Source organism: Pseudomonas sp. F007 (assembly GCF_057814275.1).
In genome coordinates, this window is record NZ_JBVATA010000003.1 from 468,345 (window position 1) to 491,933 (window position 23,589).

The 23,589-nt window shown below is 61.5% G+C and carries 24 protein-coding genes; 12 read left to right on the forward strand and 12 right to left on the reverse strand.

Features of this window, described 5'->3' with window-relative positions:
- The first annotated feature begins 50 nt into the window (after positions 1 to 50).
- Together ACZYR5_RS09545 and ACZYR5_RS09550 are read left to right on the forward strand one after the other, a co-directional pair.
- Positions 51 to 2,537: a circularly permuted type 2 ATP-grasp protein gene (locus tag ACZYR5_RS09545; RefSeq protein ID WP_489089389.1), complete on the forward strand. Its 2,487-nt coding sequence runs from the start codon at positions 51 to 53 to the stop codon at positions 2,535 to 2,537.
- A complete protein-coding gene (locus ACZYR5_RS09550) occupies positions 2,537 to 3,424 on the forward strand; it encodes a transglutaminase family protein (RefSeq protein ID WP_489089390.1) in 888 nt (295 codons plus the stop codon). The genes ACZYR5_RS09545 and ACZYR5_RS09550 overlap by 1 nt, the downstream gene beginning before the upstream one ends.
- Before the next feature lie 35 nt (positions 3,425 to 3,459).
- Here the strand turns inward: ACZYR5_RS09550 and ACZYR5_RS09555 are convergent, their stop codons facing one another.
- Together ACZYR5_RS09555 and ACZYR5_RS09560 are read right to left on the reverse strand one after the other, a co-directional pair.
- Entirely contained in the window at positions 3,460 to 3,645 is a 186-nt protein-coding gene (locus ACZYR5_RS09555) for a hypothetical protein (RefSeq protein ID WP_489089391.1), read from the reverse strand.
- A 68-nt stretch (positions 3,646 to 3,713) separates the two neighbouring features.
- Positions 3,714 to 4,301: a cytokinin riboside 5'-monophosphate phosphoribohydrolase gene (locus tag ACZYR5_RS09560; protein ID WP_489089392.1), complete on the reverse strand. Its 588-nt coding sequence runs from the start codon at positions 4,299 to 4,301 to the stop codon at positions 3,714 to 3,716.
- A 343-nt stretch (positions 4,302 to 4,644) separates the two neighbouring features.
- On the opposite strand from ACZYR5_RS09560, the gene azu reads away from it, so the two are divergent.
- Positions 4,645 to 5,091: an azurin gene (gene azu / locus ACZYR5_RS09565; protein ID WP_489089393.1), complete on the forward strand. Its 447-nt coding sequence runs from the start codon at positions 4,645 to 4,647 to the stop codon at positions 5,089 to 5,091.
- A gap of 193 nt (positions 5,092 to 5,284) precedes the next feature.
- On the opposite strand, the gene nadE is transcribed toward azu, so the two are convergent.
- The 3 genes from nadE to ACZYR5_RS09580 form a co-directional block, all read right to left on the reverse strand.
- The gene (gene nadE, locus ACZYR5_RS09570) at positions 5,285 to 6,112 is read right to left on the reverse strand and encodes an NAD(+) synthase (RefSeq protein WP_489089394.1); all 828 of its coding nucleotides are present in this window, start codon (positions 6,110 to 6,112) and stop codon (positions 5,285 to 5,287) included.
- A gap of 3 nt (positions 6,113 to 6,115) precedes the next feature.
- Positions 6,116 to 7,342, reverse strand: a complete 1,227-nt coding sequence (gene pncB / locus ACZYR5_RS09575) for a nicotinate phosphoribosyltransferase (RefSeq protein WP_489089395.1) — start codon at positions 7,340 to 7,342, stop codon at positions 6,116 to 6,118.
- 93 nt (positions 7,343 to 7,435) lie between these two features.
- Positions 7,436 to 8,335 carry a LysR family transcriptional regulator gene (locus tag ACZYR5_RS09580; RefSeq protein WP_489089396.1) on the reverse strand — a complete coding sequence of 300 codons (900 nt, stop codon included), beginning with the start codon at positions 8,333 to 8,335 and terminating at the stop codon, positions 7,436 to 7,438.
- Between the two features lie 161 nt (positions 8,336 to 8,496).
- On the opposite strand from ACZYR5_RS09580, the gene amaB reads away from it, so the two are divergent.
- From amaB to ACZYR5_RS09625, 9 genes are all read left to right on the forward strand, one after another.
- Positions 8,497 to 9,987, forward strand: coding sequence for an L-piperidine-6-carboxylate dehydrogenase (gene amaB / locus ACZYR5_RS09585; RefSeq protein WP_489089397.1), 1,491 nt, complete (start codon positions 8,497 to 8,499; stop codon positions 9,985 to 9,987).
- Positions 9,988 to 10,097: 110 nt separating this feature from the next.
- Positions 10,098 to 11,381, forward strand: coding sequence for an L-pipecolate oxidase (amaA, locus tag ACZYR5_RS09590; RefSeq protein ID WP_489089398.1), 1,284 nt, complete (start codon positions 10,098 to 10,100; stop codon positions 11,379 to 11,381).
- 362 nt (positions 11,382 to 11,743) lie between these two features.
- Positions 11,744 to 12,877: an ABC transporter substrate-binding protein gene (locus tag ACZYR5_RS09595; protein WP_489089399.1), complete on the forward strand. Its 1,134-nt coding sequence runs from the start codon at positions 11,744 to 11,746 to the stop codon at positions 12,875 to 12,877.
- 204 nt (positions 12,878 to 13,081) lie between these two features.
- A complete protein-coding gene (locus ACZYR5_RS09600; RefSeq protein WP_027617557.1) occupies positions 13,082 to 13,996 on the forward strand; it encodes an ABC transporter permease subunit in 915 nt (304 codons plus the stop codon).
- Between the two features lie 3 nt (positions 13,997 to 13,999).
- The gene (gene livM / locus ACZYR5_RS09605; RefSeq protein WP_489089400.1) at positions 14,000 to 15,307 is read left to right on the forward strand and encodes a high-affinity branched-chain amino acid ABC transporter permease LivM; all 1,308 of its coding nucleotides are present in this window, start codon (positions 14,000 to 14,002) and stop codon (positions 15,305 to 15,307) included.
- A complete protein-coding gene (locus ACZYR5_RS09610) occupies positions 15,300 to 16,172 on the forward strand; it encodes an ATP-binding cassette domain-containing protein (RefSeq protein WP_489089401.1) in 873 nt (290 codons plus the stop codon). Before livM ends, ACZYR5_RS09610 begins: the two co-directional genes overlap by 8 nt.
- Positions 16,169 to 16,885: an ABC transporter ATP-binding protein gene (locus ACZYR5_RS09615; RefSeq protein ID WP_489089402.1), complete on the forward strand. Its 717-nt coding sequence runs from the start codon at positions 16,169 to 16,171 to the stop codon at positions 16,883 to 16,885. Before ACZYR5_RS09610 ends, ACZYR5_RS09615 begins: the two co-directional genes overlap by 4 nt.
- On the forward strand, positions 16,872 to 17,051 hold the full coding sequence (locus tag ACZYR5_RS09620; protein WP_489089403.1) for a hypothetical protein: 180 nt from the start codon (positions 16,872 to 16,874) through the stop codon (positions 17,049 to 17,051). The genes ACZYR5_RS09615 and ACZYR5_RS09620 overlap by 14 nt, the downstream gene beginning before the upstream one ends.
- Positions 17,052 to 17,624: 573 nt before the next feature.
- The gene (locus ACZYR5_RS09625; protein WP_027617561.1) at positions 17,625 to 18,392 is read left to right on the forward strand and encodes an SDR family oxidoreductase; all 768 of its coding nucleotides are present in this window, start codon (positions 17,625 to 17,627) and stop codon (positions 18,390 to 18,392) included.
- On the opposite strand, the gene ACZYR5_RS09630 is transcribed toward ACZYR5_RS09625, so the two are convergent.
- From ACZYR5_RS09630 to ACZYR5_RS09660, 7 genes are all read right to left on the reverse strand, one after another.
- Entirely contained in the window at positions 18,393 to 19,532 is a 1,140-nt protein-coding gene (locus tag ACZYR5_RS09630) for an AGE family epimerase/isomerase (protein ID WP_489089404.1), read from the reverse strand. It abuts the gene before it with no gap.
- Positions 19,533 to 19,662: 130 nt separating this feature from the next.
- Positions 19,663 to 20,235, reverse strand: coding sequence for a HupE/UreJ family protein (locus ACZYR5_RS09635; RefSeq protein ID WP_489089405.1), 573 nt, complete (start codon positions 20,233 to 20,235; stop codon positions 19,663 to 19,665).
- Between the two features lie 37 nt (positions 20,236 to 20,272).
- A complete protein-coding gene (ureG, locus tag ACZYR5_RS09640; RefSeq protein WP_489089406.1) occupies positions 20,273 to 20,887 on the reverse strand; it encodes an urease accessory protein UreG in 615 nt (204 codons plus the stop codon).
- Positions 20,888 to 20,910: 23 nt separating this feature from the next.
- Positions 20,911 to 21,585 carry an urease accessory protein UreF gene (locus ACZYR5_RS09645; RefSeq protein ID WP_489089407.1) on the reverse strand — a complete coding sequence of 225 codons (675 nt, stop codon included), beginning with the start codon at positions 21,583 to 21,585 and terminating at the stop codon, positions 20,911 to 20,913.
- Complete coding sequence (gene ureE, locus ACZYR5_RS09650; RefSeq protein WP_489089408.1) at positions 21,582 to 22,082, reverse strand: urease accessory protein UreE; 501 nt, start codon at positions 22,080 to 22,082, stop codon at positions 21,582 to 21,584. Before ureE ends, ACZYR5_RS09645 begins: the two co-directional genes overlap by 4 nt.
- 227 nt (positions 22,083 to 22,309) lie before the next feature.
- The gene (locus ACZYR5_RS09655) at positions 22,310 to 22,942 is read right to left on the reverse strand and encodes a TetR family transcriptional regulator (protein WP_489089409.1); all 633 of its coding nucleotides are present in this window, start codon (positions 22,940 to 22,942) and stop codon (positions 22,310 to 22,312) included.
- 172 nt (positions 22,943 to 23,114) lie between these two features.
- Positions 23,115 to 23,456 carry a hypothetical protein gene (locus ACZYR5_RS09660; protein ID WP_489089410.1) on the reverse strand — a complete coding sequence of 114 codons (342 nt, stop codon included), beginning with the start codon at positions 23,454 to 23,456 and terminating at the stop codon, positions 23,115 to 23,117.
- Positions 23,457 to 23,589: the final 133 nt, after the last annotated feature.

A 23,589-nucleotide genomic window follows, 5' to 3' on the forward strand; every position in this document is an offset into this window, starting at 1 on the left:
GTCACAGGTCTGCGTAACTGTGATATTTCCTTGTCTCTGCCGAGCTTTCCATGTCCGACCTGCTAGACCGTTACCCGCTCACGGCGGGCACCTACCATGAACTGCTCGATGACAAGGGCAGCGTGCGCGCGCACTGGCGGCGGCTGTTTGATCATCTGCAGCGCAGCACGCCCGGACAGCTGCGCCAGCGACAGACGCTGCTGGCCCGGCAGATCCAGGAAAACGGTGTCACCTACAACGTCTATGCCGACCCCAAGGGCGCTGACCGGCCCTGGGAGTTGGACCTGTTGCCCCATGTGATCGCCGCCGATGAGTGGCAACAGCTGTCGGCCGGGATCGCCCAGCGGGCGCGCCTGCTGAATGCGGTGCTGGCCGATCTGTATGGCCCGCAACGCTTGATCGCCGAAGGGCTGTTGCCCGCTGAGCTGGTGTTCGGTCACAACAATTTTCTCTGGCCCTGCCAGGGCATCCAGGCGCCTGACGGCATATTTTTGCACCTCTATGCAGTCGATCTGGCCCGCACCCCCGATGGCCGCTGGTGGGTCACCGCCGACCGCACCCAAGCGCCCTCCGGCGCCGGCTATGCCCTGGAAAACCGCACCATCGTCTCGCGCGCCTTCCCAGAGTTGTATCGCGATATGCACGTTCAGCACCTGGCCGGGTTCTTTCGCACCCTGCAGGAAACCCTGGCCCGCCAGGCACCCTGCGACGACGAGGTGCCGCTGGTGGTGCTGTTGACCCCCGGGCGCTTCAATGAAAGTTATTTCGAACACCTGTACCTGGCGCGGCAGCTGGGGTATCCGCTGGTCGAGGGCGGCGACTTGACGGTGCGTGATGCCACGGTCTATCTCAAGACCCTCAGCGGCCTGCGCCGGGTTCACGCAATCATGCGCCGGCTCGACGATGACTTCTGCGATCCGCTGGAACTGCGCACCGACTCGGCTCTGGGTGTTCCGGGTTTGCTGGAGGCGGCGCGCCGAGGGCGGGTGCTGGTGGCCAATGCCTTGGGCAGCGGAGTGCTCGAGTCACCGGGTCTGCTGGGATTCCTGCCGAAGATCAATCAGTTCCTGTTTGGTGAAGAGTTGATCCTGCCGTCGATTGCCACCTGGTGGTGCGGCGAGCCTCCGGTGCTGGCGCAAGCGCTGGAAAAGTTGCCGGAGCTGCTGATCAAGCCAGCGTTCCCGTCGCAAAGCTTTTCGCCGGTTTTCGGCCGTGACTTGAGTGAAAAACAGCGTGAAGGGCTGGCTGAGCGCATAAGGGCGCGGCCTTACGCTTATGTCGCGCAAGAACTCGCGCAATTGTCCCAGGCGCCGGTCTGGCAGGCCGAGACGGGGCAATTGCAGCCACGTGCCATTGGCATGCGGGTGTATGCGGTGGCCGATGACGACGGCTATCGGGTGTTGCCGGGAGGCCTGACCCGGGTTGCCGGAGAGGCTGATGCCGAAGTGGTGTCGATGCAGCGTGGCGGTGCCAGCAAGGACACCTGGGTGTTGGGGCAGCGGGCGCCGGTTGGCGAGCAGTGGAAGGCGCAACGAACCCTGGGCGTCCACGACCTGATACGCCGTGATCCCTACCTGCCCTCGCGCGTGGTGGAGAACCTGTTCTGGTTTGGACGTTACTGCGAGCGCTGTGATGACAGCGCTCGGCTGCTGCGCATCATGCTCAGTCGTTATGTCGATGGTGATGATCCGCGTACCTTGCAGGCGGCTGTCGAGTTGGGTGAAAGCCTGTTGCTGTTGCCCGATGAGGGCGAATTGCCAGAGCGTCTGCTCGCCGCGCTGCTGGGGGAGGACTGGTCATTCAGCCTGCGCGCCAACCTGCAACGCCTGCAATGGGCGGCGTCCCAGGTGCGGGGCAAGCTGTCGCGGGAAAACTGGCAGGCGTTGGTTGAGCTGCAGCGCGAAGCCCTGGAGCTGGAAACCGAGGCCCCGGATTTTGGTGAGCTGCTGGACTTCCTCAACCGCCTGGTGATGTCGCTGGCGGCCCTGTCGGGTTTTGCCCTGGACGACATGACCCGCGACGAAGGCTGGCGATTCCTGATGATTGGCCGGCGAATCGAGCGCCTGCAGTTCCTGAGCAGCAGCCTGGCGGCCTTCCTGCGCGGCGCTGGCGCCTTTGAACAGGCCGGGCTGGAGTGGTTGCTCGAGCTGGGGAACAGCAGTATCACCTACCGCTCGCGCTATCTGGCGGTGGCGCAACTGATTCCGGTGCTCGACTTGTTGCTGCTCGACGAGCAGAACCCTCATGCGGTGCTTTTTCAACTGAAGCTGGTAAGCCGCAGCCTCAAGCGGCTGAACGATGATTTCGCCGCGCCTCGCGAGCTGGCGTTGCCGATACTGGTCGAGCGCCTGGCCAGCTTCGACCTGGGTTGCCTGGAGAACGCCCTGTTTGGCGACAGCAGCGTGCGTTCGGCGCTCAACGGGCTGGCAGACCTGCTGCAGGAAATCGCCGACGTCAGCAATCAGGTCTCGGACCGCCTGGCACTGCGCCATTTCGCCCATGTCGACGATATCAGCCAACGTACGGTGTCCGTGTAATGAGTGCCCGTTATCAGATTCTTCACGACACCCACTACCGCTACGACAGCCCGGTATCCCTGGCTCAGCAGCTCGCCCATTTGTGGCCACGCGCTTGCGCCTGGCAGCGCTGTACCGAACAGCAGTTGCTGATCAGCCCGGACCCGACGACTCGCCGAGACGAGCTTGATGTATTCGGTAATCCGCTGACGCGGCTGGCGTTTGAGCGACCGCATGATGAGTTGCAGGTCAATGCCCGCTTGAATGTCGAAGTGCTGGAACGCCCAGTGGTTGATTTCCAGCAGTCACCGGCCTGGGAGGCAACTCGCAGCGCCTTGACCTACAGCGGCCGGGCGGTCACCGAAGACCTGCTGCAGGCCTGTCGTTACCGCTTCGAGTCGCCCTATGTGCACCTCAAGAGTAGCTTTGTCGAGTTTTCCCACAGTTGCTTTCCGCCGGGAAGACCGTTGATGTTGGGCGTCCAGGCGTTGATGGAGAAGATCTTCAGCGAGTTTACTTTCGACGCCGAAGCCACGCAGGTGGCGACGCCGCTGGTGGAGGTGCTGGAGCGTCGACGTGGGGTGTGCCAGGACTTTGCCCACTTGATGCTCGCTTGCGTGCGCTCGCGGGGATTGGCGGCGCGCTATGTCAGCGGTTACCTGTTGACGCAGCCGCCACCGGGCCAGCCACGGCTGATCGGCGCCGATGCTTCCCATGCCTGGGTTTCAGTGTTCTGCCCGGAACTGGGTTGGGTGGATTTCGATCCGACCAACAATGTGCAGCCGGCACTGGAGCACATCACCCTGGCCTGGGGCCGGGATTTTTCCGATGTGTCGCCGTTGCGTGGGGTGATCCTGGGGGGTGGCAGCCACGACCCGGAAGTGCGGGTGACGGTGATGCCTTTGTAGAAGCGGGCGTGCCCACTTCTACAAAAGATCGGGACTCAGGCCTCGGGTGCCTGGTCTTTCGGCGTTTCTACGCTGTCATCTGCAACCACTTCACTGTCGGCGTCGGGGTTCAGTGCGTCTGTTTCGGCTGCCGCTTTCTTGCGTTGCAGCTTTTCCTCTTTCTTCTGCTCCTTGGCCAAGTCTCTCTGACGTTTGGCGAAGGAGTAATTAGGTTTGGCCATGGGCGATCCTCTGGGGTCGAAGGTGAGGTTGAGCGGCGCGTATTCTGCCTTTAAACGGGGGACAAGGGTTAGTTGGGTTTTTGTCCGTCCCATTTTGGCGCAGCGACGGGCTGCCAGGTATCCAGCGCATCCAGCAGCTCTTGCGGCGATTCGCTGGTTTGCAGCATGTCACGGTGATGGCCGCGAACGAAGCCTTCGCCGACGACATGATCAAGAAACGCGGTGAGTTTGCTATAGAAGCCATTCACTTCCAGCAACCCCAGCGGCTTGCCGTGGTAGCCGAGCTGGCCCCAGGTCCACACCTCGAACAGCTCCTCGAACGTGCCCAGGCCGCCGGGCAGGGCGATGAAGGCGTCGCTGAGTTCGGCCATCCGAGCCTTGCGCGCATGCATGCCATCGACCACTTCCAGGCGAGTCAGGCCGTTGTGGCCGATTTCCTTGCTCTTCAGGCTTTCGGGAATAATCCCGATCACTTCACCGCCTGCGGCCAGGGCAGCGTCCGCGACAATGCCCATCAGGCCGACGGCGCCACCGCCATAGACGAGGGTCAACTTGCGTCGCGCCAGCTCTTCACCCAGCGCCACCGCCGCTGCGCGGTAGGCCGGATTGGAGCCGGTGCTGGCGCCACAAAACACACAAACAGATGTTAACGACATGCCTTACTCCGTGATCAGTGACTCACGCAGAGTAATGGCTGGCGCCGGGTGCTCCAAGGATTAATCCGCGCGGCGAGGTTCTTCGCAGGTGCCGCTGGCACCACAGGCGTAGGCGGCGAGCAGGCTGCACAACAGGCTGTTGATGAACATGACGGGTACTCCAGGCTGGGGTCGATGGGCTGATCTTAGGCTGGCGCGAGGTGTCTGGCTGGTAGATTGTGTCGATGGGTCCCATAGCCCGAAAGTTGTATACAATTCTTGATTCAGGTCATATGAACTTCTGGAATTTTCAGGCAGTCTCTACACCATACGGATTTTTTTAACCCTGCCTTGGAGATTCACCATGTTTGCCAAACTTGTTGCGGTATCCCTGCTGACGCTGGCCAGCAGCCAATTGATGGCTGCCGAATGCAAGGTCACCGTCGACTCCACCGACCAGATGTCCTTCAACACCAAGGCCATTGAAATCGACAAGAGCTGCAAAACCTTCACCGTCGAGCTGACCCACTCCGGCAGCCTGCCGAAGAACGTCATGGGCCATAACTGGGTACTGAGCAAAGAAGCCGACATGCAGCCGATCGCCACTGACGGCCTGGCCGCCGGCATCGAGAAGAACTACCTGAAAGACGGCGACACGCGCATCATCGCCCACACCAAGATTATCGGCGCCAAGGAAACCGATTCGGTGACCTTCGACGTTTCCAAACTCGATGCCAATGAAAAATACGGCTTCTTCTGCTCGTTCCCTGGCCACATCTCGATGATGAAAGGCACTGTGACCCTGAAGTAAGCAGGTAAACCGCGTCATCGTTCTTCGCTGCGATGCGGCGTCCCGACAGGCCAGCTCCTACAATTAGATCGCGATCCATTGTAGGAGCGGGCTTGCCCGCGAAGGGGCCAGAAGCATCGACGCCTGTTTTTTGGCCAAAGAAAAAGCCCGCTGAAGTTCAACACTTCAGCGGGCTTTTTCATTCACTCACGCCTCAAGGCGCAAACGGCATCTCGCGTTTGTGCTGGGTCTTGCGATAGGTGTCGCAGATGATCCGGAACGCTTCTTCGCGAACCGGCTCGCCGTGCAGGAAGGCGTCGATTTCGCCGTAGGTCACGCCATGGGACGCTTCATCCGGTTTGCCCGGGGACAGGTCTTCGAGGTCGGCGGTCGGTACTTTTTCCACCAGCGACTCGGGAGCACCGAAGTGCCGGGCGATGGCCCGCACCTGGTTTTTCACCAGGCCACTGAGAGGGGCGAGGTCGCAGGCACCGTCACCGAACTTGGTGAAGAAACCCATCACCGCTTCGGCCGCATGGTCGGTGCCGATCACCAGGCCGTGAGCGGCGCCGGCGATGGTGTACTGCGCGACCATGCGCATGCGTGCCTTGGTATTGCCCAGGACAAAGTCCACCGAGGCTGCAGGCTTGCCGTCAAAGGCCGCGACTTCACTGGCCAGGGCCTTGACCGCCGGGCCAATGTTGACCGTGTGGCGCTCGTCGGGGGTGATGAAGTCCACGCAAGCCTGGGCTTCGTGTTCATCGAACTGGGTCTGGTACGGCAGGCGCACGGCGATGAACTTGTAGGACGTGTCGCCAGTGCGCTCGCGCAGCTCACGCATGGCGCGCTGGGCCAGCAGGCCAGCGGTCAGCGAGTCGACGCCGCCGCTGATGCCCAGCACCAGTGTCTTGAGCCCGGAATTGACCAGGCAATCCTGAATGAAGCTGACCCGCCGGGCGATCTCCGCTTCCAGGGCGGCCTGGTCGGCGAAGGGCGGTTGAACCTTGAGCTGCTCGGCAATCTCACGCTGTACGGCTTGCATGAATCACTCCTTGCTTGAATGTGCGGATGGGGCGGCAGGTACTTGAAACACGTGTCGCAAATAGGCGACGAAATTCGGGTCCTTGCAATGGGTCTTGCCCGGCTCATCGCTGATCTTGGCCACGGGCTGACCGTTGCAGGCGGCCATTTTAAGCACGATGCTCATCGGCTCGACACCGGGAATGTCGCAGGTCAGGTTGGTGCCAATGCCGAAACTGACATTGATCCGCCCACGCAGCGCCCGGAAGATCTCCAGCGAGCGGGGCAGCGTCAGGCTGTCGGAGAACACCAGGGTCTTGCTCATCGGCTCGATACCCAGCTTGTGGTAGTGGGCGATGGCTTTTTCGGCCCAGGCAATCGGGTCGCCGGAGTCGTGGCGCAAACCGTCGAACAGCTTGGCGAAGTACAGGTCGAAATCGTTGAGAAAGGCGTCGGTGGTGATGCAGTCGGTCAGGGCGATCCCGAGCAAGCCACGGTACTCGCGGACCCAGCAATCGAGGGCGGCGCTCTGGCTGTCGATCAGCCGTGGACCGAGTTGCTGGTGGGCCATGATCCATTCGTGGGCCATGGTGCCCAAGGGCTTCATGTCCAGTTCGCGGGACAGGTGCACATTGCTGGTGCCGACAAAGCGACCGGGGAAATCGTGCTTGAGCACCGTCACCACTTCTTCCTGCACGCGGTAGGAAAACCTACGCCGGGTACCGAAATCAGCCACCTGCAACTCGCATAATTCATCGCTGCTGGCATTGGCGGTCAGCCAGTCGAACTTGCGGTACAGCTGCTCGCGCGCCTGCTCCAGCACCACTTCGCGGTAGCGATAGCGGTTGCGCACTTCGCTGACAATCGCCAGCAACGGTACTTCGAACAGAATCACGTGCAGCCACGGGCCGCGCAGGCGGATAAACAGCTCGCCATTTTCGATGCCGGTGTGGATGTAGCGCAGGTTGAAGCGGAACAAGCCGAGAAAACGCAGGAAGTCCGGCTTCATGAAGCTGATGCGCTCGAGAAAGCCCAACTGGTCGGCGCTCAGGCTCAACTCGGCGAGGCGCTCGATCTGAAAGCGGATCTCTGCCAGATACGGGCGCAGGTCCTCGCTGTTACGGCAGCGAAATTCCCACTCGACCTCGACGTTGGGGTAGTTGTGCAGCACCGCCTGCATCATCGTCAGCTTGTAGAAATCGGTGTCGAGCAGGTTCTGCACGATGCGATCGGCAAACACACTCTCGCTCATAACGGGGGATCTCCAGGCTGGCCGCAGCCTATGCCGTGATTCAGTGAATGGGCCCAGTGGCGCATATCCACAAGGCCCAAGGCCAGTGTTTTTTCAGTGCGGCGACTCGATCTGCTCGAGCATCCACTTGACGAAGTCGCGCACCTTGGGCACTTCCGCCGAATGTTCCGGGTAAGCCAGGTAATAGGCGTCGCTGCTGGGCATGGCGTACTGCCAGGGAATCACCAGCTTGCCGTCGGCCAATTCCTCTTCCACCAGGAAGCGTGGCAGCAGGGCGACGCCGCAGCCGACCTGGGCGGCGCGAATACACATGTAGAAGGTCTCGAAGCGCGGGCCGTGGTAGCTGTGCTCGGTCTGGTAGCCCTGGTTGGCGAACCAGTCGTGCCAGGCCTGGGGACGCGAGGCGTTCTGCAGCAGGACCAGTTCGCTGAGCTGGGTCGGATCGGTAAACGGGGTTGCCGGCAGGCTGCCCGGCGCGCACACCGGAACCAGCTCTTCACCAAACAGTTTCAGGCATTCGGTGCCCGGCCGAGAGCCCTGGCCAAAGAAAAACGCCAGGTCGCTGTGGCCTTGCAGCAGGTCGTCGGCTTCCTGTTCGTTGCGCAGGTCGAGGTGAATCTGCGGATGGCGCAGGCGCCAGCCCTTCAGACGAGGCACCAGCCAGCGTGCGCCGAAGGTGGAGGGCGTAGAAACCCGCAGGACTTCTGTCTCGCCGCCGTAGGAACGCAGGTAATGCGTCGACATCTCGACCTGGGTGAGGATTTTTCGGACTTCGACCAGATACAAATCTCCGGCCGGAGTCATCTGTAGGCGTCGACGCACCCGGCGAAACAGCAGATGCTGCAGCAGCTCCTCGAGCTGGGCGACTTGTTTGCTCACGGCGCTTTGCGTCAGATTCAGCTCTTCTGCGGCACGGGTGAAGCTCAGGTGCCGGGTGACCGCTTCGAAGCACTGCAGGGCGGTGATCGAGGGCAGGTGACGTTTATTCAGCATGGGTGGTCCTTGTTCTTGTCGCGCGCTTTGCATGAATAAACGGAATGATATCTCGCTTAATGGTCGTTTGTTGCCACGTCTTCGTAGCGCTACAACTACAGTCCTGACCAGCCGTGCGTTTTCGGCTGCACACTTTCTGTTTTTTGCTTGAGGAGTGACCCATGGTTGCTGCATTGCTTGATCGTTTGGGAGTGAACTCGGCCCTGTACCAGAACGGCAAAGTGGCGGTGCATTCGCCCATCGATGGCAGCCAGATTGGCGCCGTGAACTGGGAAGGCGCCGCGCAAGTCGAGCAACACATCAGCCGTGCCGATCATGCCTTCGAACTGTGGCGCAAGGTGCCGGCGCCGCGCCGTGGCGAACTGGTCCGCCAACTGGGCGAGATCCTCCGTGAATACAAGGCCGACCTCGGGGAGCTGGTGTCCTGGGAAGCCGGCAAGATCACTCAGGAAGGCCTGGGTGAAGTGCAGGAAATGATCGACATCTGCGATTTCGCCGTCGGCCTGTCGCGTCAGCTCTACGGCTTGACCATCGCCTCCGAGCGCCCTGGCCACCACATGCGTGAAACCTGGCACCCGCTGGGGATCGTCGGGGTCATCAGCGCGTTCAACTTCCCGGTCGCGGTCTGGGCCTGGAACACTACGCTGGCGCTGGTCTGCGGCAACCCGGTGATCTGGAAACCTTCGGAAAAGACCCCGCTCACTGCCCTGGCCTGCCAGGCGCTGTTCGACCGCGTGCTGAAAAACTTCAGCGATGCGCCCCCGCACCTGAGCCAGGTGATCATTGGCGGCCGCGACGCCGGCGAAGCACTGGTGGACGACCCGCGCGTGGCGTTGGTCAGCGCCACTGGCAGCACCCGCATGGGCCGCGAAGTGGCGCCGAAAATCGCCGCACGCTTTGCCCGCAGCATTCTCGAACTGGGTGGCAACAACGCGATGATCCTCGGCCCAAGCGCCGATCTGGACATGGCCGTGCGCGCGATCCTGTTCAGCGCCGTCGGCACGGCTGGCCAGCGCTGCACCACCTTGCGCCGGTTGATTGCCCATGAGTCGGTCAAGGAAGAGATTGTCACCCGCCTCAAGGCCGCCTATTCCAAAGTGCGCATCGGTCATCCGCTGGAAGGCAACCTGATCGGTCCGCTGGTCGACAAGCACAGTTTTGACAACATGCAGGACGCCCTGGAGCAGGCCTTGAGCGAGGGCGGCCGGGTGTTCGGCGGCAAGCGCCAACTCGAAGACCAGTTCCCCAACGCCTACTACGTTTCGCCAGCAATCGTCGAAATGCCGGAGCAGAGCGACGTGGTCTGCAGCGAAACCTTTGCCCCAATCCTGTACGTGGTCGGCTACAGCGACTTCGCCGAAGCACTGCGCCTGAACAACGCCGTGCCACAAGGCCTGTCGTCGTGCATCTTCACCACCGACGTGCGTGAAGCCGAGCAGTTCATGTCGGCAGTGGGCAGCGACTGCGGGATTGCCAACGTCAACATCGGCCCGAGCGGCGCGGAAATCGGCGGTGCCTTTGGTGGCGAGAAAGAAACCGGCGGTGGTCGCGAGTCCGGTTCCGACGCCTGGCGCGGTTACATGCGCCGCCAGACCAACACTGTGAACTATTCGCTGGAATTGCCATTGGCCCAGGGCATTACGTTTGACTGATGGTCCCCTTCGCTGGCAAACCAGCTCCTACAGGATTTTGTAATGACCTGTAGGAGCTGGCTTGCCAGCGAAGCTCTTTTTGTTTGTTAGGTTTCTGTTGGAGTCTGGCAATGCCGTTACGCGAAGAGTGCTTATGGGAAAAACTGACGCCGCAGCGGCCTGACCGAGCGGCGCTCAAGGGTGAGATAACCGTAGATGTCTGCGTGATCGGCGCCGGTTTCACCGGTTTGTCGGCGGCGGTGCATTTGCTGGAACAGGGCAAGACGGTCTGTGTGCTGGAAGCCCAGCGCTGTGGTCAGGGCGGCTCGGGGCGCAATGTCGGGCTGGTGAACGCCGGCATGTGGATCCCGCCGGATGAAATCGAACAAGGCTTTGGCCAAGCTGTTGGCAGCCAGCTCAACCGCATGCTCGGCGCCGCGCCGGCGCTAGTGTTCAGCCTGATCGACAAATACAAAATCGACTGCCAGTTGCGCCGTGAAGGCACGCTGCACATGGCGCACAACGCGCGTGGCGAAGCGGATCTGCGCAGTCGCGAGGAGCAATGGAAGCGTCGCGGTGCCCCCGTGGAGTTGTTGACCGGATCGGCTTGCGAGCAAGCCACCGGGACCAAAAAAATCGCCGCTGCCCTACTCGATCGGCGAGCCGGTACGCTCAATCCGATGGCCTACACCAGTGGTCTGGCCAAGGCTGCCAGCGACCTGGGCGGTCAGTTGTTCGACCATTCGTCGGTGACCCGACTGGAACGCCAGGGTCAGCGCTGGTCGGTGCAAACCGCCGCGGGTTCGGTGCTGGCCGAGCAAGTGGTGATTGCTTCCAATGCCTATACCGAGGGCGACTGGACCGAGTTGCGGCGTAACTTCTTCCCCGGCTTTTACTATCAGGTGGCTTCGACGCCCCTGACTGAAGAGGCTGCGCAACAGATTCTGCCGGGCGGACAGGGTTCCTGGGACACCCGTCAGGTCCTCAGCAGCATTCGTCGCGACAAGGACGGCCGGTTGTTGCTCGGCAGCCTGGGCAATGGTAATCGCAAGCCGACCTGGTTCCTCAAGGCCTGGGCCGATCGGGTCCAGCAACACTATTTTCCGTACCTCAAACCGGTGGAATGGGAGTGCACCTGGACCGGCTGTATCGCCTTTACTCCCGATCATTTGATGCGTTTGTACGAGCCAGCACCGGGCCTGGTAGCTGTCACCGGTTACAACGGCCGGGGCGTGACCACCGGAACCGTGGTCGGCAAAGCCTTCGCCGATTACCTGTGTAACGGAAATCCTCAGGCCTTGCCCATCCCATTCGCCCCCATGCAGCCGGTGCTGGGGGTAGGGGTGCGCAGTTGCCTGTATGAGGCTGGTTTTTCGCTGTATCACGCGGGCCAGTGCCTGCGGATTGTCATTTAAGCAGCGGAATCTGCTCGCGCCAGCGGCAGTTTTCGAAGTTGCGACTAGCCTGTAGTGGTGCGGGTTGTAGCAGTCGCGCACCAGCAGTGTGCAGTTCGGTGACGCATGCTGTTACAGGCCGGTTGCACGTCGTTTCTGCTTATGGTTGCAATGGTGGCACGCGGAGGTTGCGCCAAAAATAAATAGTGGTTTTACCTTCTGCGTTTTAGACGGTTGCACGCCCAATGGAAATGGGCCCGAAACAGTCGAAATAACAATAAAGCAGCGACTTGTTCACGAATAAAAAACCGATGGCACGGCCCTTGCTCTGAGCATGGAGTGAAGTCGCAGTGCCAACTAAAAAAACCTTGGAGCACCACCTCATGTCCCAGACGTTTTACAAGAAAGGCTTTCTGGCCCTCGCAGTCGCTACTGCGCTGGGTGTTTCGGCGTTTGCTCAGGCTGACATCAAGATTGGTGTAGCGGGTCCGATGACCGGTGCCAACGCGGCATTTGGCGAGCAGTACATGAAGGGTGCACAGGCCGCGGCCGACGCGGTGAACGCAGCGGGCGGCGTCAACGGTGAGAAGATCGTGCTGGTCAAGGGCGATGACGCCTGCGAGCCAAAACAGGCGGTGACCGTCGCCAAGGACCTGACCAACCAGAAAGTCGCCGGCGTTGTCGGTCACTTCTGCTCCTCCTCGACCATCCCGGCGTCGGAGATCTACGACGAAGCGGGCATCATCGCCATCACCCCCGGTTCCACCAACCCGCAAGTGACCGAGCGTGGCCTGAGCGCCATGTTCCGTATGTGCGGGCGTGACGACCAGCAAGGCATCGTCGCCGGCGACTACATTGTCGACGTGCTCAAGGGCAAGAAAGTCGTGGTGCTACACGACAAGGACACCTACGGCCAGGGCCTGGCAGATGCGACCAAGGCTCAACTGATCAAGCGCGGCGTGACGCCGGTGCTGTATGAAGGCCTGACCCGTGGCGAGAAGGACTTCAGCGCCGTGGTCACCAAGATCCGCGCCGCCGGTGCCGACGTGGTGTACTTCGGCGGCCTGCATCCGGAAGCCGGTCCGCTGGTCAAGCAACTGCGTACTGAAGGCTTGAAAGACGTCAAGTTCATGTCCGACGACGGCATCGTGACCGACGAGCTGGTGACCACCGCCGGTGGCCCGCAATACGTCGACGGCGTGCTGATGACCTTCGGCGCCGACCCACGCTTGCTGCCAGAGAGCAAGGCGGTGGTGGACGCGTTCCGCAAGGCCGGCACCGAGCCTGAAGGCTACACCCTGTATGCCTACGCCTCGGTCCAGGCACTGGCCGCCGGCTTCAACGGCGCCAAGTCCAACAAGGGCGAAGACGCCGCCAAGTGGCTCAAGGCCAACCCGGTGAAAACCGTCATGGGCGAGAAGACCTGGGATGCCAAGGGTGACCTGAAAGTCTCCGACTACGTGGTTTACCAGTGGGACAAGGACGGCAAGTATCACCAGCTGGAAAAACAGAAGTAAGGGCTGAGCTCCCCCTGTAGGAGCGAGCTTGCTCGCGAAGAACCTTCAGATAACGCGGTTAAACAGCAAGTGCGCGTTATCGTTGACGTTTTTCGCGAGCAAGCTCGCTCCTACAGGAGGGCGGTAGTAGCGCGTAAATCTGTATTTTTCCTGGAAGAACCGCACACCCTGGGTGTGCAGGTTCTCACTGCGTGAGATTGCGTTATGGATGGTATTTTCCTGCAGCAACTGGTCAACGGCCTGACCCTCGGGTCGGTCTATGGCCTGATCGCCATCGGCTACACAATGGTCTATGGCATCATTGGCATGATCAACTTCGCCCACGGCGAGGTTTACATGATTTCCGCTTACCTCGCGGCAATCAGTCTGGCACTGCTGGCGTACTTCGGTATTGAATCCTTCCCGCTGTTGATGCTCGGCACGCTGGTCTTCACCATTGTCGTCACCGGGGTGTATGGCTGGGTCATCGAGCGAATTGCCTACAAACCCCTGCGTAACTCGACCCGCCTGGCACCGCTGATCAGTGCCATCGGTATTTCCCTGATCCTGCAAAACTATGCACAGATCAGCCAGGGCGCCCGCCAACAGGGTGTTCCGACGCTGCTCACCGGTGCATGGCGCGTGGATATCGGTGAAGGTTTCGTACAACTGACCTACACCAAGATCTTCATCCTGGTCGCCGCATTCGCCGGTATGGCGCTGCTGACCTACATCATCAAGTACACCAAGCTCGGGCGCATGTGCCGGGCGACGCAACAAGACCGCAAGATGGCCTCGATCCTGGGCATCAACACCGACCGGGTAATCTCCTACGTGTTCATCATCGGTGCCGCCATGGCGGCGTTGGCCGGTGTGCTGATCACCATGAACTACGGCACCTTCGACTTCTACGCAGGCTTCGTCATCGGCATCAAGGCCTTCACCGCCGCGGTACTGGGTGGTATCGGTTCATTGCCCGGGGCAATGCTCGGCGGAATCATCCTGGGGATCTCCGAATCGCTGTTCTCCGGCCTGGTCAACTCCGACTACAAAGACGTGTTCAGCTTCTCGCTGCTCGTACTTGTTCTGGTCTTTCGGCCTCAAGGCCTGCTCGGCCGTCCTCTTGTGTCGAAGGTGTAAGCGATGTCTGCAACCCATAAGAAATCCATCGATATCAAACAAAGTGTGGTCGACGCGATCCTCGCCGGCCTGATTTCCCTCATCGTTTTTGGCCCGATTGTCGGCGTCGTACTGGATGGCTACAGCTTCAACCTGGAGCCCACGCGGGTGGCCTGGATCGTCGCCGTGGTCATGGCCGGGCGCTTTGCCCTGAGCCTGTTCCTGCAGACCAGCAAGGGCCGGCGGATTCTCGAAGGTTTCGAATCCACCGGGTCCGGGGTGCATGTGCTGGCGCCCGACTACAAGTCACGCCTGCGCTGGATCATCCCGCTGATGATTGCGATTGCGGTGATCTTCCCGTTCTTCTCCAACTCCTACCTGCTGGGGGTGGTGATCCTCGGCCTGATCTACGTGTTGCTGGGCCTGGGCCTGAACATCGTGGTCGGCCTGGCCGGCCTGCTCGACCTGGGTTACGTGGCGTTCTACGCCATCGGCGCCTATGGCCTGGCGCTGGGCTACCAGTACCTGGGACTGGGCTTCTGGACCGTGCTGCCGCTGGCGGCAATCACCGCCGCGCTGGCCGGCTGCATCCTCGGTTTCCCGGTGTTGCGCCTGCACGGTGACTACCTGGCGATCGTGACCCTGGGCTTCGGTGAAATCATTCGCCTGATCCTCAACAACTGGCTGTCGCTCACCGGCGGCCCGAACGGTATGCCGGCGCCCTTGCCGACCTTCTTCGGCCTGGAGTTCGGCAAACGTGCGAAAGAGGGCGGGGTGCCGTTCCACGAGTTTTTCGGTATCGCCTACAACCCTGACGTGAAGTACTACTTCATCTACGCCGTGCTGTTCCTCGTCGTGCTCGCGGTGCTGTACATCAAGCACCGCCTGACCCGCATGCCGGTCGGTCGCGCCTGGGAAGCCCTGCGTGAAGATGAAATCGCCTGTCGCTCCATGGGCCTGAACCATGTGCTGGTAAAACTCTCGGCGTTCACCATCGGTGCTTCGACCGCCGGCCTGGCCGGGGTGTTCTTCGCCACCTACCAGGGCTTCGTCAACCCGACTTCGTTCACCTTCTTCGAGTCAGCGCTGATCCTCGCGATCGTGGTCCTCGGCGGCATGGGCTCGACCATTGGCGTGGTGATTGCCGCGTTCGTCCTGACCGTTGCCCCGGAGCTGCTGCGTGGCTTCGCCGAGTACCGGGTGCTGCTGTTTGGCGTGCTGATGGTGTTGATGATGATCTGGCGGCCACGTGGCCTGATCCGGATCAGCCGGACGGGCGTGACCCCGCGTAAAGGTGCCATTGCGTATGAAAGGGGGCAGGGCCATGAGTGAAGTCGTACTCAGTGTAGAGAAACTGATGATGCACTTCGGCGGTATCAAAGCCCTCAGTGACGTCAGCCTGAAAGTCCATCGCAACTCGATCTTCGCCCTGATCGGCCCCAACGGTGCCGGCAAGACCACAGTGTTCAACTGCCTGACCGGTTTCTACAAAGCCTCGGGCGGCAAGATCGAACTCAACACCCGCGGCAAGCAAACCAACGTCATCCAGTTGCTGGGCGAATCGTTCAAGGCGACCGACTTCGTTTCGCCGAAAAACTTTGCCTCGCGCCTGTATTACAAGATGTTCGGCGGCACTCATCTGGTGAACCGTGCCGGCCTGGCCCGGACCTTCCAGAACATTCGCCTGTTCAAGGAAATGTCGGTGCTGGAAAACCTGCTGGTGGCCCAGCACATGTGGGTCAACCGCAACATGCTGGCCGGCATCCTCAATACCAAGGGCTACCGCAAGGCCGAGAGCGACGCACTGGACTGTGCGTTCTACTGGCTGGAGGTGGTCGACCTGGTGGACTGCGCCAACCGGCTGGCTGGCGAACTGTCCTACGGCCAGCAACGACGCCTGGAAATCGCCCGGGCCATGTGCACACGGCCGCAGATCATCTGCCTCGACGAACCGGCTGCCGGCCTCAACCCGCAGGAAACCGAAGCGCTGAGCGCGATGATCCGGGTGCTGCGCGATGAGCACGATCTGACCGTGGTATTGATCGAACACGACATGGGCATGGTAATGAGCATTTCTGACCACATCGTGGTGCTGGACCACGGGAACGTGATCGCAGAGGGCGGACCCGAAGCGATTCGCAACGACCCGAAAGTGATTGCCGCCTACCTGGGTGCTGACGAAGAGGAGGTGGTATGAGCCAACCGATCCTCGAACTCAAGGAGTTGGACGTGTTCTACGGGCCGATCCAGGCCCTGAAAAAAGTCTCGCTGCACATCAATGAGGGGGAAACCGTCAGCCTGATCGGCTCCAACGGCGCCGGCAAGTCGACGCTGCTGATGTCGATTTTTGGCCAGCCGCGAGCCGCCGATGGGCAGATTCTCTATCAGGGCGTAGACATTACCCACAAGTCGTCGCACTACATCGCCTCCAACGGCATTGCGCAATCGCCGGAAGGGCGGCGGGTTTTTCCCGACATGACAGTCGAGGAAAACCTGCAGATGGGCACGATCCCGATCGGCGACAAATACGCGGCCGAAGACATGCAGCGCATGTTCGAGCTGTTTCCGCGGCTCAAGGAGCGGCGTAACCAGCGCGCCATGACCATGTCCGGTGGCGAACAGCAGATGCTGGCCATCGCCCGGGCGCTGATGAGCCGTCCCAAGCTACTGCTGCTCGATGAGCCGAGCCTGGGACTGGCGCCGATCGTGGTGAAGCAGATCTTCGCCACCCTGCGGGAATTGGCGAGCACCGGCATGACCATCTTCCTGGTCGAGCAGAACGCCAACCATGCGCTGCGCCTGTCGGATCGCGCCTATGTGATGGTCAACGGGCAGATCCGCCTGACGGGCAGCGGCAAGGAGTTGTTGGTCAATGAGGAGGTGCGTAACGCCTATCTTGGCGGGCACTGACAACGGCGGTTATCCACAAGCCCCGATGCGTTCGCTCGGGGCTTTTTTTCGTCTGGGTAAAAGCCTGCTTGATGACGGGCTCGGTGAAATTGTGGAAAACAATCTGAAGCAGTTGCCAAAGCGCGACATAAAGCCGCTGCAAATCACTGTTTTTCTACAGTTTTGAGTTGTCCCCGTTTGCTGTGGAGCGGGCTGTGGGTAACGTGGGTGCAACTCGCTGTAGGCCTTTGTTTTCGTGGCTTTCAGGGCTTTGGTGGTTTTTTGAGCAGGTGTTTTTACGCAGCTCCATGGGCGGAATGTCAACCTTTTTATTGGCTGGCAGATAGCACTGGAAAGGGCTGTATCAGCCTGTGGATAAGTCTGTGATCAAACTCTGGAAAGACCTCGCAAAGCAGCGTGGTTGCTGGCTTGCCGCCATCGTCAAGTTGACCGCACGGTCGAGTTTGAGGTCGATGGCTACACGCGAGGGAGTTCGGGTCAAGCAAAAAACTTTGCAATCTGCTGGCAAAGCCTTGTGGATAGCGGTTTTCAGCCCGATCGAGTTGCCCCCAGAGAATGTGGGTCGGGCTGTGGATAAGGTGGGTGTAATGCGCTGCAGGCCACGGATTTAAAGGCTTTGCTCGATCTGGTTGTTTTTTGTTCAATAAACCCGAGGTTGCCCGTCGCCAGCGGGCCGGGCATGCTGCCGCCTGATGGTTCATTACACCGGCTGTGTAGCAGCCCGATCAAGGAGAGCACGATGTCCAACACCCTGTTTATTACCGGCGCCACGTCCGGTTTTGGTGAAGCTTGCGCCCGGCGTTTTGCCGCGGCTGGCTGGAAGCTGGTGCTGACCGGGCGTCGTGAAGAGCGTCTGAATGCCCTGTGCGCCGAGTTGTCGGCACAGACCGAGGTCCATGGCCTGGTCCTCGACGTACGCGATCGCAAGGCCATGGAAGCGGCCATCAGCAACCTGCCACCGTCGTTCGCCACCTTGCGTGGACTGATCAACAACGCGGGCCTGGCCCTGGGGGTGGATCCTGCGCCGAAATGCGACCTGGATGACTGGGACACCATGGTCGACACCAACATCAAGGGCCTGATGTACAGCACCCGCCTGTTGCTGCCGCGGCTGATCGCCCACGGCCGTGGCGCGGGGATCATCAACCTCGGTTCGATCGCCGGCAATTACCCGTACCCGGGCAGCCACGTGTATGGCGCGAGCAAGGCGTTCGTCAAACAGTTCTCGCTGAACCTGCGTTGCGACCTGCAGGGCACCGGTGTGCGCGTCAGCAACATCGAGCCGGGGCTGTGTGAAAGCGAATTCTCGCTGGTGCGCTTCGGCGGTGATCAGGCGCGTTACGACGCCACTTACGCCGGTGCCGAGCCGATCCAGCCGGAAGACATTGCCGAGACGATTTTCTGGGTGCTCAACGCGCCGGCGCACATCAACATCAATCGCCTTGAGTTGATGCCGGTGAGTCAGACCTGGGGTGGCTTTGCCATCGATCGTGGCGCCAAGGGCTGATCAGCCTCTGGCGCAGTAGGCGGCCAGTCCGGCGTAGCAGGTCGCCAAGTGGTAAGGCGTGGTCGAGGGCATGTCCAGGCGACTGACCACGCCCTGGGCGTCCAGGCATTCGTACCAGCCAGCGGCATGCAGGAAGCGTTGCTGCAGGGCCGTCACTTGGTGCAGCAGCGCCGCCTGGCTGTGCGGTCGCAAGGTCAGCGCACGCAGGTACTCGGCCTGGGCCCAGATGCGCTGGGTCGCATCGCGTGGCGCTGCGGCCTGATCCAGTTCCAGCATGGCGGCGACCGCACCCGTCTGCGGATCGACGCCTCGCTGCTCGGTAAAGGCAAACGCGCGGGTCAACGAAGCGTGTAACGGCGACCCCTGCAGGGCAGTCGACGAATCCAGCAGGAAAAACCATTCGAACTGGTGCCCGGGTTCGAACCAGTTATCCACAGCTCCCAGCGGTTTCTCCATCATCACCCCGTGTTGCGGGTCGATGAAGTGTTTGTGCATCGCGTTGCACAGCGCGTTCAGCGCGTCGCCGACCGCAGCGTCATCGCGTACTGCGAGGGTCGCGAGGAAGGCTTCGGCCAAATGCATCAGTGGATTTTGCAGAGGTCCCGAGCCCAGCGATGACCAGTCGCGGTCAAGGCTGGCTTCGTACAGACCGTCGTTCGTGGCAAAGCGCTGGGCGATCACTTCCAGGGCCGCATTGAGCACCGATTCGACCAGCGGCTCCCGGACTCTGGCCCAGTAATGGGCACAGGCAAACAGGATGAAGGCGTGGGTGTAGAGGTCTTTGCGGGTGTCCAGCGGTGCGCCCTGGGCATCGATGCTATAGAACCAGCCGCCATGCTCGGCATCGTGGAAATGCCGTTGCAGCGAGCGGAACAACGCCGCCGCCCGCTCCTCGGCCCCCGTCACTTCACCGATCAGGCTGGCGAACAGGTACAGCTGGCGCGCGCACGCCATCGCCCGGTAGCGTTGTGGCGGCAAGGGCTGTTGCGCGGCGTCCAGCGCTTCGTAGGGCAGCGCCATGTCGGCGTTCCAGCCCGGGCCCTGCCACAGCGGCACGATGACCTGCCGGAAATGCGCTTGCACCGTGGCAAACAGAGCGGTCAGTTCAGGCTGAGGGGCAGAGCGGGGAGCGTGGGGCATTGGCGGGCGTCGTCACGGCGGTAAGGGTTGCGCGACATGGTAGCAGAGGAGCACAAGTTGCAAGCGGCAAGCCACAAGTTAATGAGGAGCCGCGTTGGCTCCTGATCTTGCTTGCAGCTTGCTGCCGTGCTTATCCCACCATAAGCCAGGCACCCATGCCGGCCGACACTGCCCCGGCGACGCGCACCAGCGGCGCAGCGGCTTGCGGCAATACCCGCACCAGCCCATAACCGGCCGCGTGCAGAGCCGCAGTGGCGAGGACGAAACCGGCGGCGTAGGTCCAGGGGCTCGACATGTCCGGCAGTTCCAGGCCATGGGCCACGCCGTGGAACAGGGCGAAGCCAGCCGTCGCGGCGACGGCCAGGCTCAGCGGTGGACGTACGGCAAGCGCCACGGCCAAGCCCAGCGCCAGTACCGAGGCAGCAATCCCGCTTTCCAGCGCCGGCAGTTCCAGGCCCTCGAACCCCAGCATTCCGCCCAGCAGCATGGTGCCGACGAAGGTGCAGGGCAGCGCCCAGCGTGCGGCGCCCTGTTGCTGGGCGGCCCACAAGCCGACAGCAAGCATGGCCAGCAAGTGGTCGAGGCCGCCGATCGGGTGGCTGATGCCGGCCAGCAGGCCGTTATCGCCATGCCCCGGGTGAGCAAAGGCCAGGGCCGGTGTGAGCAGTAGCGCCGCAGCGGCGAAAAGACGTTGGAGTGTCATGGATAAGCGTCCTTGTTGAGTGGCTTGTGGATAAGTGTCAGGCAGCGGTCAGCAGGCCCTGGCGTTCGATGAAGGCGATGATTTCCTCAAGGCCCTGGCCGATTTTCTGGTTGCTGAAGACGAAAGGCTTGCCGTTACGCATGCGCCGGGTATCGCTGTCCATCATCGACAGCGATGCACCCACCAGTGGCGCCAGGTCGATCTTGTTGATCACCAGCAGGTCGGATTTGCAGATCCCCGGTCCGCCCTTGCGCGGCAGCTTGTCGCCGGCCGAGACATCGATCACATAGATCGTCAGGTCGGAGAGTTCCGGACTGAAGGTCGCCGACAGGTTGTCACCGCCGGACTCCACGAGAATCAGGTCCAGCCCGGGAAACCGCCGGTTCAGTTGATCCACGGCCTCGAGGTTGATCGAGGCGTCCTCTCGGATCGCCGTGTGCGGGCAGCCACCGGTTTCGACGCCGATGATGCGCTCCGGGGCCAGGGCCTCATTGCGCACCAGGAAATCGGCGTCTTCGCGGGTGTAGATGTCGTTGGTGACCACTGCCAGGTTGTAGCGCTCGCGCAGGGCCAGGCACAGGGCCAGGGTCAGCGCGGTTTTGCCGGAGCCAACCGGGCCACCGATACCGACCCGCAGGGGTTGTGTGTTCATGTGATTCTCCAAAACAAGGGGCCCTAGGAACGAAACAGACGGCTGTACTGGCGCTCATGGGCCATGCACGCCAGGGACAGGCCGAAAGCGGCGCTGCCACAGTGTTGGGGATCAAGTGCCGCGGCTGCCTGCTGGGCCTGTTGCAGCAGCGGCAGCAGTTCACTGGTCAGGCGTTGCGCGGCCTGCTGGCCCAGCGGCAAGGTTTTCATCAGCACCGCCAGTTGGTTCTCCAGCCAACTCCACAGCCAGGCGGCCAGGGCGTCCTGCGCACTGATGTGCCAGGCGCGGGCGGCCAGGGCCCAGCCCAGGGCCAGGTGCGGCTCGGCGGTCTGCTCGAGGAACGTTCGTGCGTTGGCGTCCAGCTCCGGCAAGCCATTGAGCAGTTGCTGCAGGGAATAGCCCATCTGCCGGCTTTCCTGATGCAGCTCGCGGGTTTCGCGGCTGGCGCGGTGCTGATCGCAGTGCTGGCGCAACAGCGTCCAGTCTTCTTCGGCAGCGGCCTGACAATGGCCGAGCAGCAAGGGCGCCTCGAATCGGGCGAGGTTGAGCAACAACTGGTCGCTGATCCAGCGCCTCGCCGATCCGGGGTCGCTGACGCGACCATTCTCCACCGCCATTTCCAGCCCCTGGGAATAGCTGTAGCCGCCGATCGGCAGCTGCGGGCTGGCCAGGCGCAGCAGGGCCCATGCCGGATTCACAAGCGCACGCCAAACTGGTGCAGCTTCGGCGCGTAATTGAAGTCGTCATCGCCATGGCGCGAATGATGATGGCCACCGCCGTAGGCGCCGTGTTCCGGCTGGAAGGGGGCTTCGATTCGTTCGGTGCGGGCGCCCAATTGGTCGAGCATGGCCTGCAGGACATAGTCGTCGAGCAAGCGCAGCCAGCCATCGCCCACTTGCAGGGCGACATGCCGGTTGCCCAGGTGGTAGGCGGCGCGGGTCAGTTCGAAGGCATTGGCGCAAGTGACGTGCAGCAGTTGTTCGGGACGTGCGCAGACCCGCACGATGCGTCCGTCCTCGGCTTGCAGGCATTCGCCGTCGTAGAGCGGCGGTTGCCCGCGTTCGAGGAACAGGCCGACGTCTTCACCCTCGACACTGAAACAGCGCAGGCGACTTTTGCTGCGGGCGTCAAAGTTGAGCAGCAGTTCGGCGGCCCAGGCGGGTTGTGGGGCGATTCGGCGGTGGATGACCAGCATGGGGCAGCTTCCAGCGATGAGCAGTAAACACGCTAGAGCAAGGGGCTTGCCAACCCGGTCAAGTGTAGGAAAACCCTGTAGGTTTGGGCCGTGCGCCACTTAAGAGGGCGGCAATGGGTTTCATAATGTTTCATATTGGTGCGCGACGATGTTTATCGCGCTGAAATTGGGCGCCGGCGTTTGCGCAGTCAGCCCGTTCGGGAATAAACCTTCCGTTTGGCGACTGGCTATTCGGTGCTGCCCAATCCCTGCCAGTGCTTCAAGCCGATAAAGATAAAGCGCAATTGCTGGGTGATCTTCGCTTGCGGCGTCAAATGCTCGGGCAGCGCCTCGGCGGGCGGGTCGATGATGTCGGGCAAGGTGGCGAACACGCTCTTGACGATCAGGTCGGCAACCACCGAGAGGCCGGCCAGGTCCAGGTGTTGCAACTTGGGCATCAACGACAGGTCGGCGGCCAGGTCGGCGCTGATATTCTCGCGCAGTTGACCGATGGCCTGGCGTACCGGCAACGAGCCGCCGTACTGCTCGCGGGCGAGGAACAGGAATTGTGAACGGTTGGCGGCGACCACATCGAGGAAGATCCGTACCGAAGCGTCGATGATCCCGCCCATGACAAATTCGTTATGGCGCACCAGGCGAATGGTTTCGCGGAAGGTCTGACCGACCTCGCTGACCAGCGCCAGGCCCAGTTGGTCCATATCGGCAAAGTGACGGTAGAACCCGGTGGGGACGATCCCGGCGGTTTTCGCCACTTCCCGCAGGCTCAGGCTACCGAACCCCCGGCCACACTCCATCAGATGGCGAGCGGCGTCCATCAGGGCGTGGCGGGTCTGTTGTTTCTGTTCGGCGCGGGGCAGCATCAGGCGGCTGACTTCTCATCAGGTACGGCGGCGCACTCTAGCAAATCGGCTTTGCCGGCGTCGAACTGGTGTTGGCAGGTTCAGGCGGGGATTGTGTTGCGGGGGAAGTGCGTTTTCACACAGTCAAAGCCCGACTCCAGGGAGTCGGGCTTTTTTCCAGGCCACCATGGGCTCAGCTCACAGTGCTGTTGCGTTCGATCACACGGTCACCACCACCTTCGGCAACCACCTGGCCTTGTGGGGTACGGTCGTAGCCGTCTTCAACCAGGCCTTTTTCTTCCAGGCGGTCGCGGCCACCTTCGGCAATGGTCTGGCCTTGAGGCGTGCGGTCGAAACCATCGGCGGCGACTTTATTGCGCTCCAGCAGACGGTCGGATCCGCCTTCGGCAACGGTCTGGCTGAACACCGAGTGTTCGGCTTTGACTTGTGGCGTTGCTTGCTCGGCGGCGGGCAGGGCAAACGCGTTGGCGGCGAGAATCGAAAGGGTCAGGCTCAGCAGTAATTGGCGTTTCATGGTCGGGTGCTCCGTGGGTGGGCGACAAAGTGGGTACGAAGCCAATGCTACTCTCGATAAATCGATATAAAAGTTCATAAGGACAATGGTAATAATCAACGGAATTGATGGTTCTGCTGGATGGCTCTAGATC

Excerpts from the sequence above, each read along its gene's own strand:
- ACZYR5_RS09545 (WP_489089389.1), top strand. The coding sequence starts at position 51 with ATGTCCGACCTGCTAGACCGTTACCCGCTCACGGCGGGCACCTACCAT.
- nadE (WP_489089394.1), bottom strand. The coding sequence starts at position 6,112 with ATGCAAGCCGTACAGCGTGAGATTGCCGAGCAGCTCAAGGTTCAACCG.
- ACZYR5_RS09630 (WP_489089404.1), bottom strand. The coding sequence starts at position 19,532 with ATGCCCCACGCTCCCCGCTCTGCCCCTCAGCCTGAACTGACCGCTCTG.
- ureE (WP_489089408.1), bottom strand. The coding sequence starts at position 22,082 with ATGCTGGTCATCCACCGCCGAATCGCCCCACAACCCGCCTGGGCCGCC.
- ACZYR5_RS09615 (WP_489089402.1), top strand. The coding sequence starts at position 16,169 with ATGAGCCAACCGATCCTCGAACTCAAGGAGTTGGACGTGTTCTACGGG.
- ACZYR5_RS09655 (WP_489089409.1), bottom strand. The coding sequence starts at position 22,942 with ATGCTGCCCCGCGCCGAACAGAAACAACAGACCCGCCACGCCCTGATG.
- livM (WP_489089400.1), top strand. The coding sequence starts at position 14,000 with ATGTCTGCAACCCATAAGAAATCCATCGATATCAAACAAAGTGTGGTC.
- amaA (WP_489089398.1), top strand. The coding sequence starts at position 10,098 with ATGCCGTTACGCGAAGAGTGCTTATGGGAAAAACTGACGCCGCAGCGG.
- ACZYR5_RS09635 (WP_489089405.1), bottom strand. The coding sequence starts at position 20,235 with ATGACACTCCAACGTCTTTTCGCCGCTGCGGCGCTACTGCTCACACCG.
- ACZYR5_RS09660 (WP_489089410.1), bottom strand. The coding sequence starts at position 23,456 with ATGAAACGCCAATTACTGCTGAGCCTGACCCTTTCGATTCTCGCCGCC.
- amaB (WP_489089397.1), top strand. The coding sequence starts at position 8,497 with ATGGTTGCTGCATTGCTTGATCGTTTGGGAGTGAACTCGGCCCTGTAC.
- ACZYR5_RS09600 (WP_027617557.1), top strand. The coding sequence starts at position 13,082 with ATGGATGGTATTTTCCTGCAGCAACTGGTCAACGGCCTGACCCTCGGG.
- ACZYR5_RS09580 (WP_489089396.1), bottom strand. The coding sequence starts at position 8,335 with ATGCTGAATAAACGTCACCTGCCCTCGATCACCGCCCTGCAGTGCTTC.
- ACZYR5_RS09555 (WP_489089391.1), bottom strand. The coding sequence starts at position 3,645 with ATGGCCAAACCTAATTACTCCTTCGCCAAACGTCAGAGAGACTTGGCC.
- ACZYR5_RS09595 (WP_489089399.1), top strand. The coding sequence starts at position 11,744 with ATGTCCCAGACGTTTTACAAGAAAGGCTTTCTGGCCCTCGCAGTCGCT.
- ureG (WP_489089406.1), bottom strand. The coding sequence starts at position 20,887 with ATGAACACACAACCCCTGCGGGTCGGTATCGGTGGCCCGGTTGGCTCC.
- ACZYR5_RS09550 (WP_489089390.1), top strand. The coding sequence starts at position 2,537 with ATGAGTGCCCGTTATCAGATTCTTCACGACACCCACTACCGCTACGAC.
- ACZYR5_RS09610 (WP_489089401.1), top strand. The coding sequence starts at position 15,300 with ATGAGTGAAGTCGTACTCAGTGTAGAGAAACTGATGATGCACTTCGGC.
- azu (WP_489089393.1), top strand. The coding sequence starts at position 4,645 with ATGTTTGCCAAACTTGTTGCGGTATCCCTGCTGACGCTGGCCAGCAGC.
- ACZYR5_RS09625 (WP_027617561.1), top strand. The coding sequence starts at position 17,625 with ATGTCCAACACCCTGTTTATTACCGGCGCCACGTCCGGTTTTGGTGAA.
- pncB (WP_489089395.1), bottom strand. The coding sequence starts at position 7,342 with ATGAGCGAGAGTGTGTTTGCCGATCGCATCGTGCAGAACCTGCTCGAC.
- ACZYR5_RS09560 (WP_489089392.1), bottom strand. The coding sequence starts at position 4,301 with ATGTCGTTAACATCTGTTTGTGTGTTTTGTGGCGCCAGCACCGGCTCC.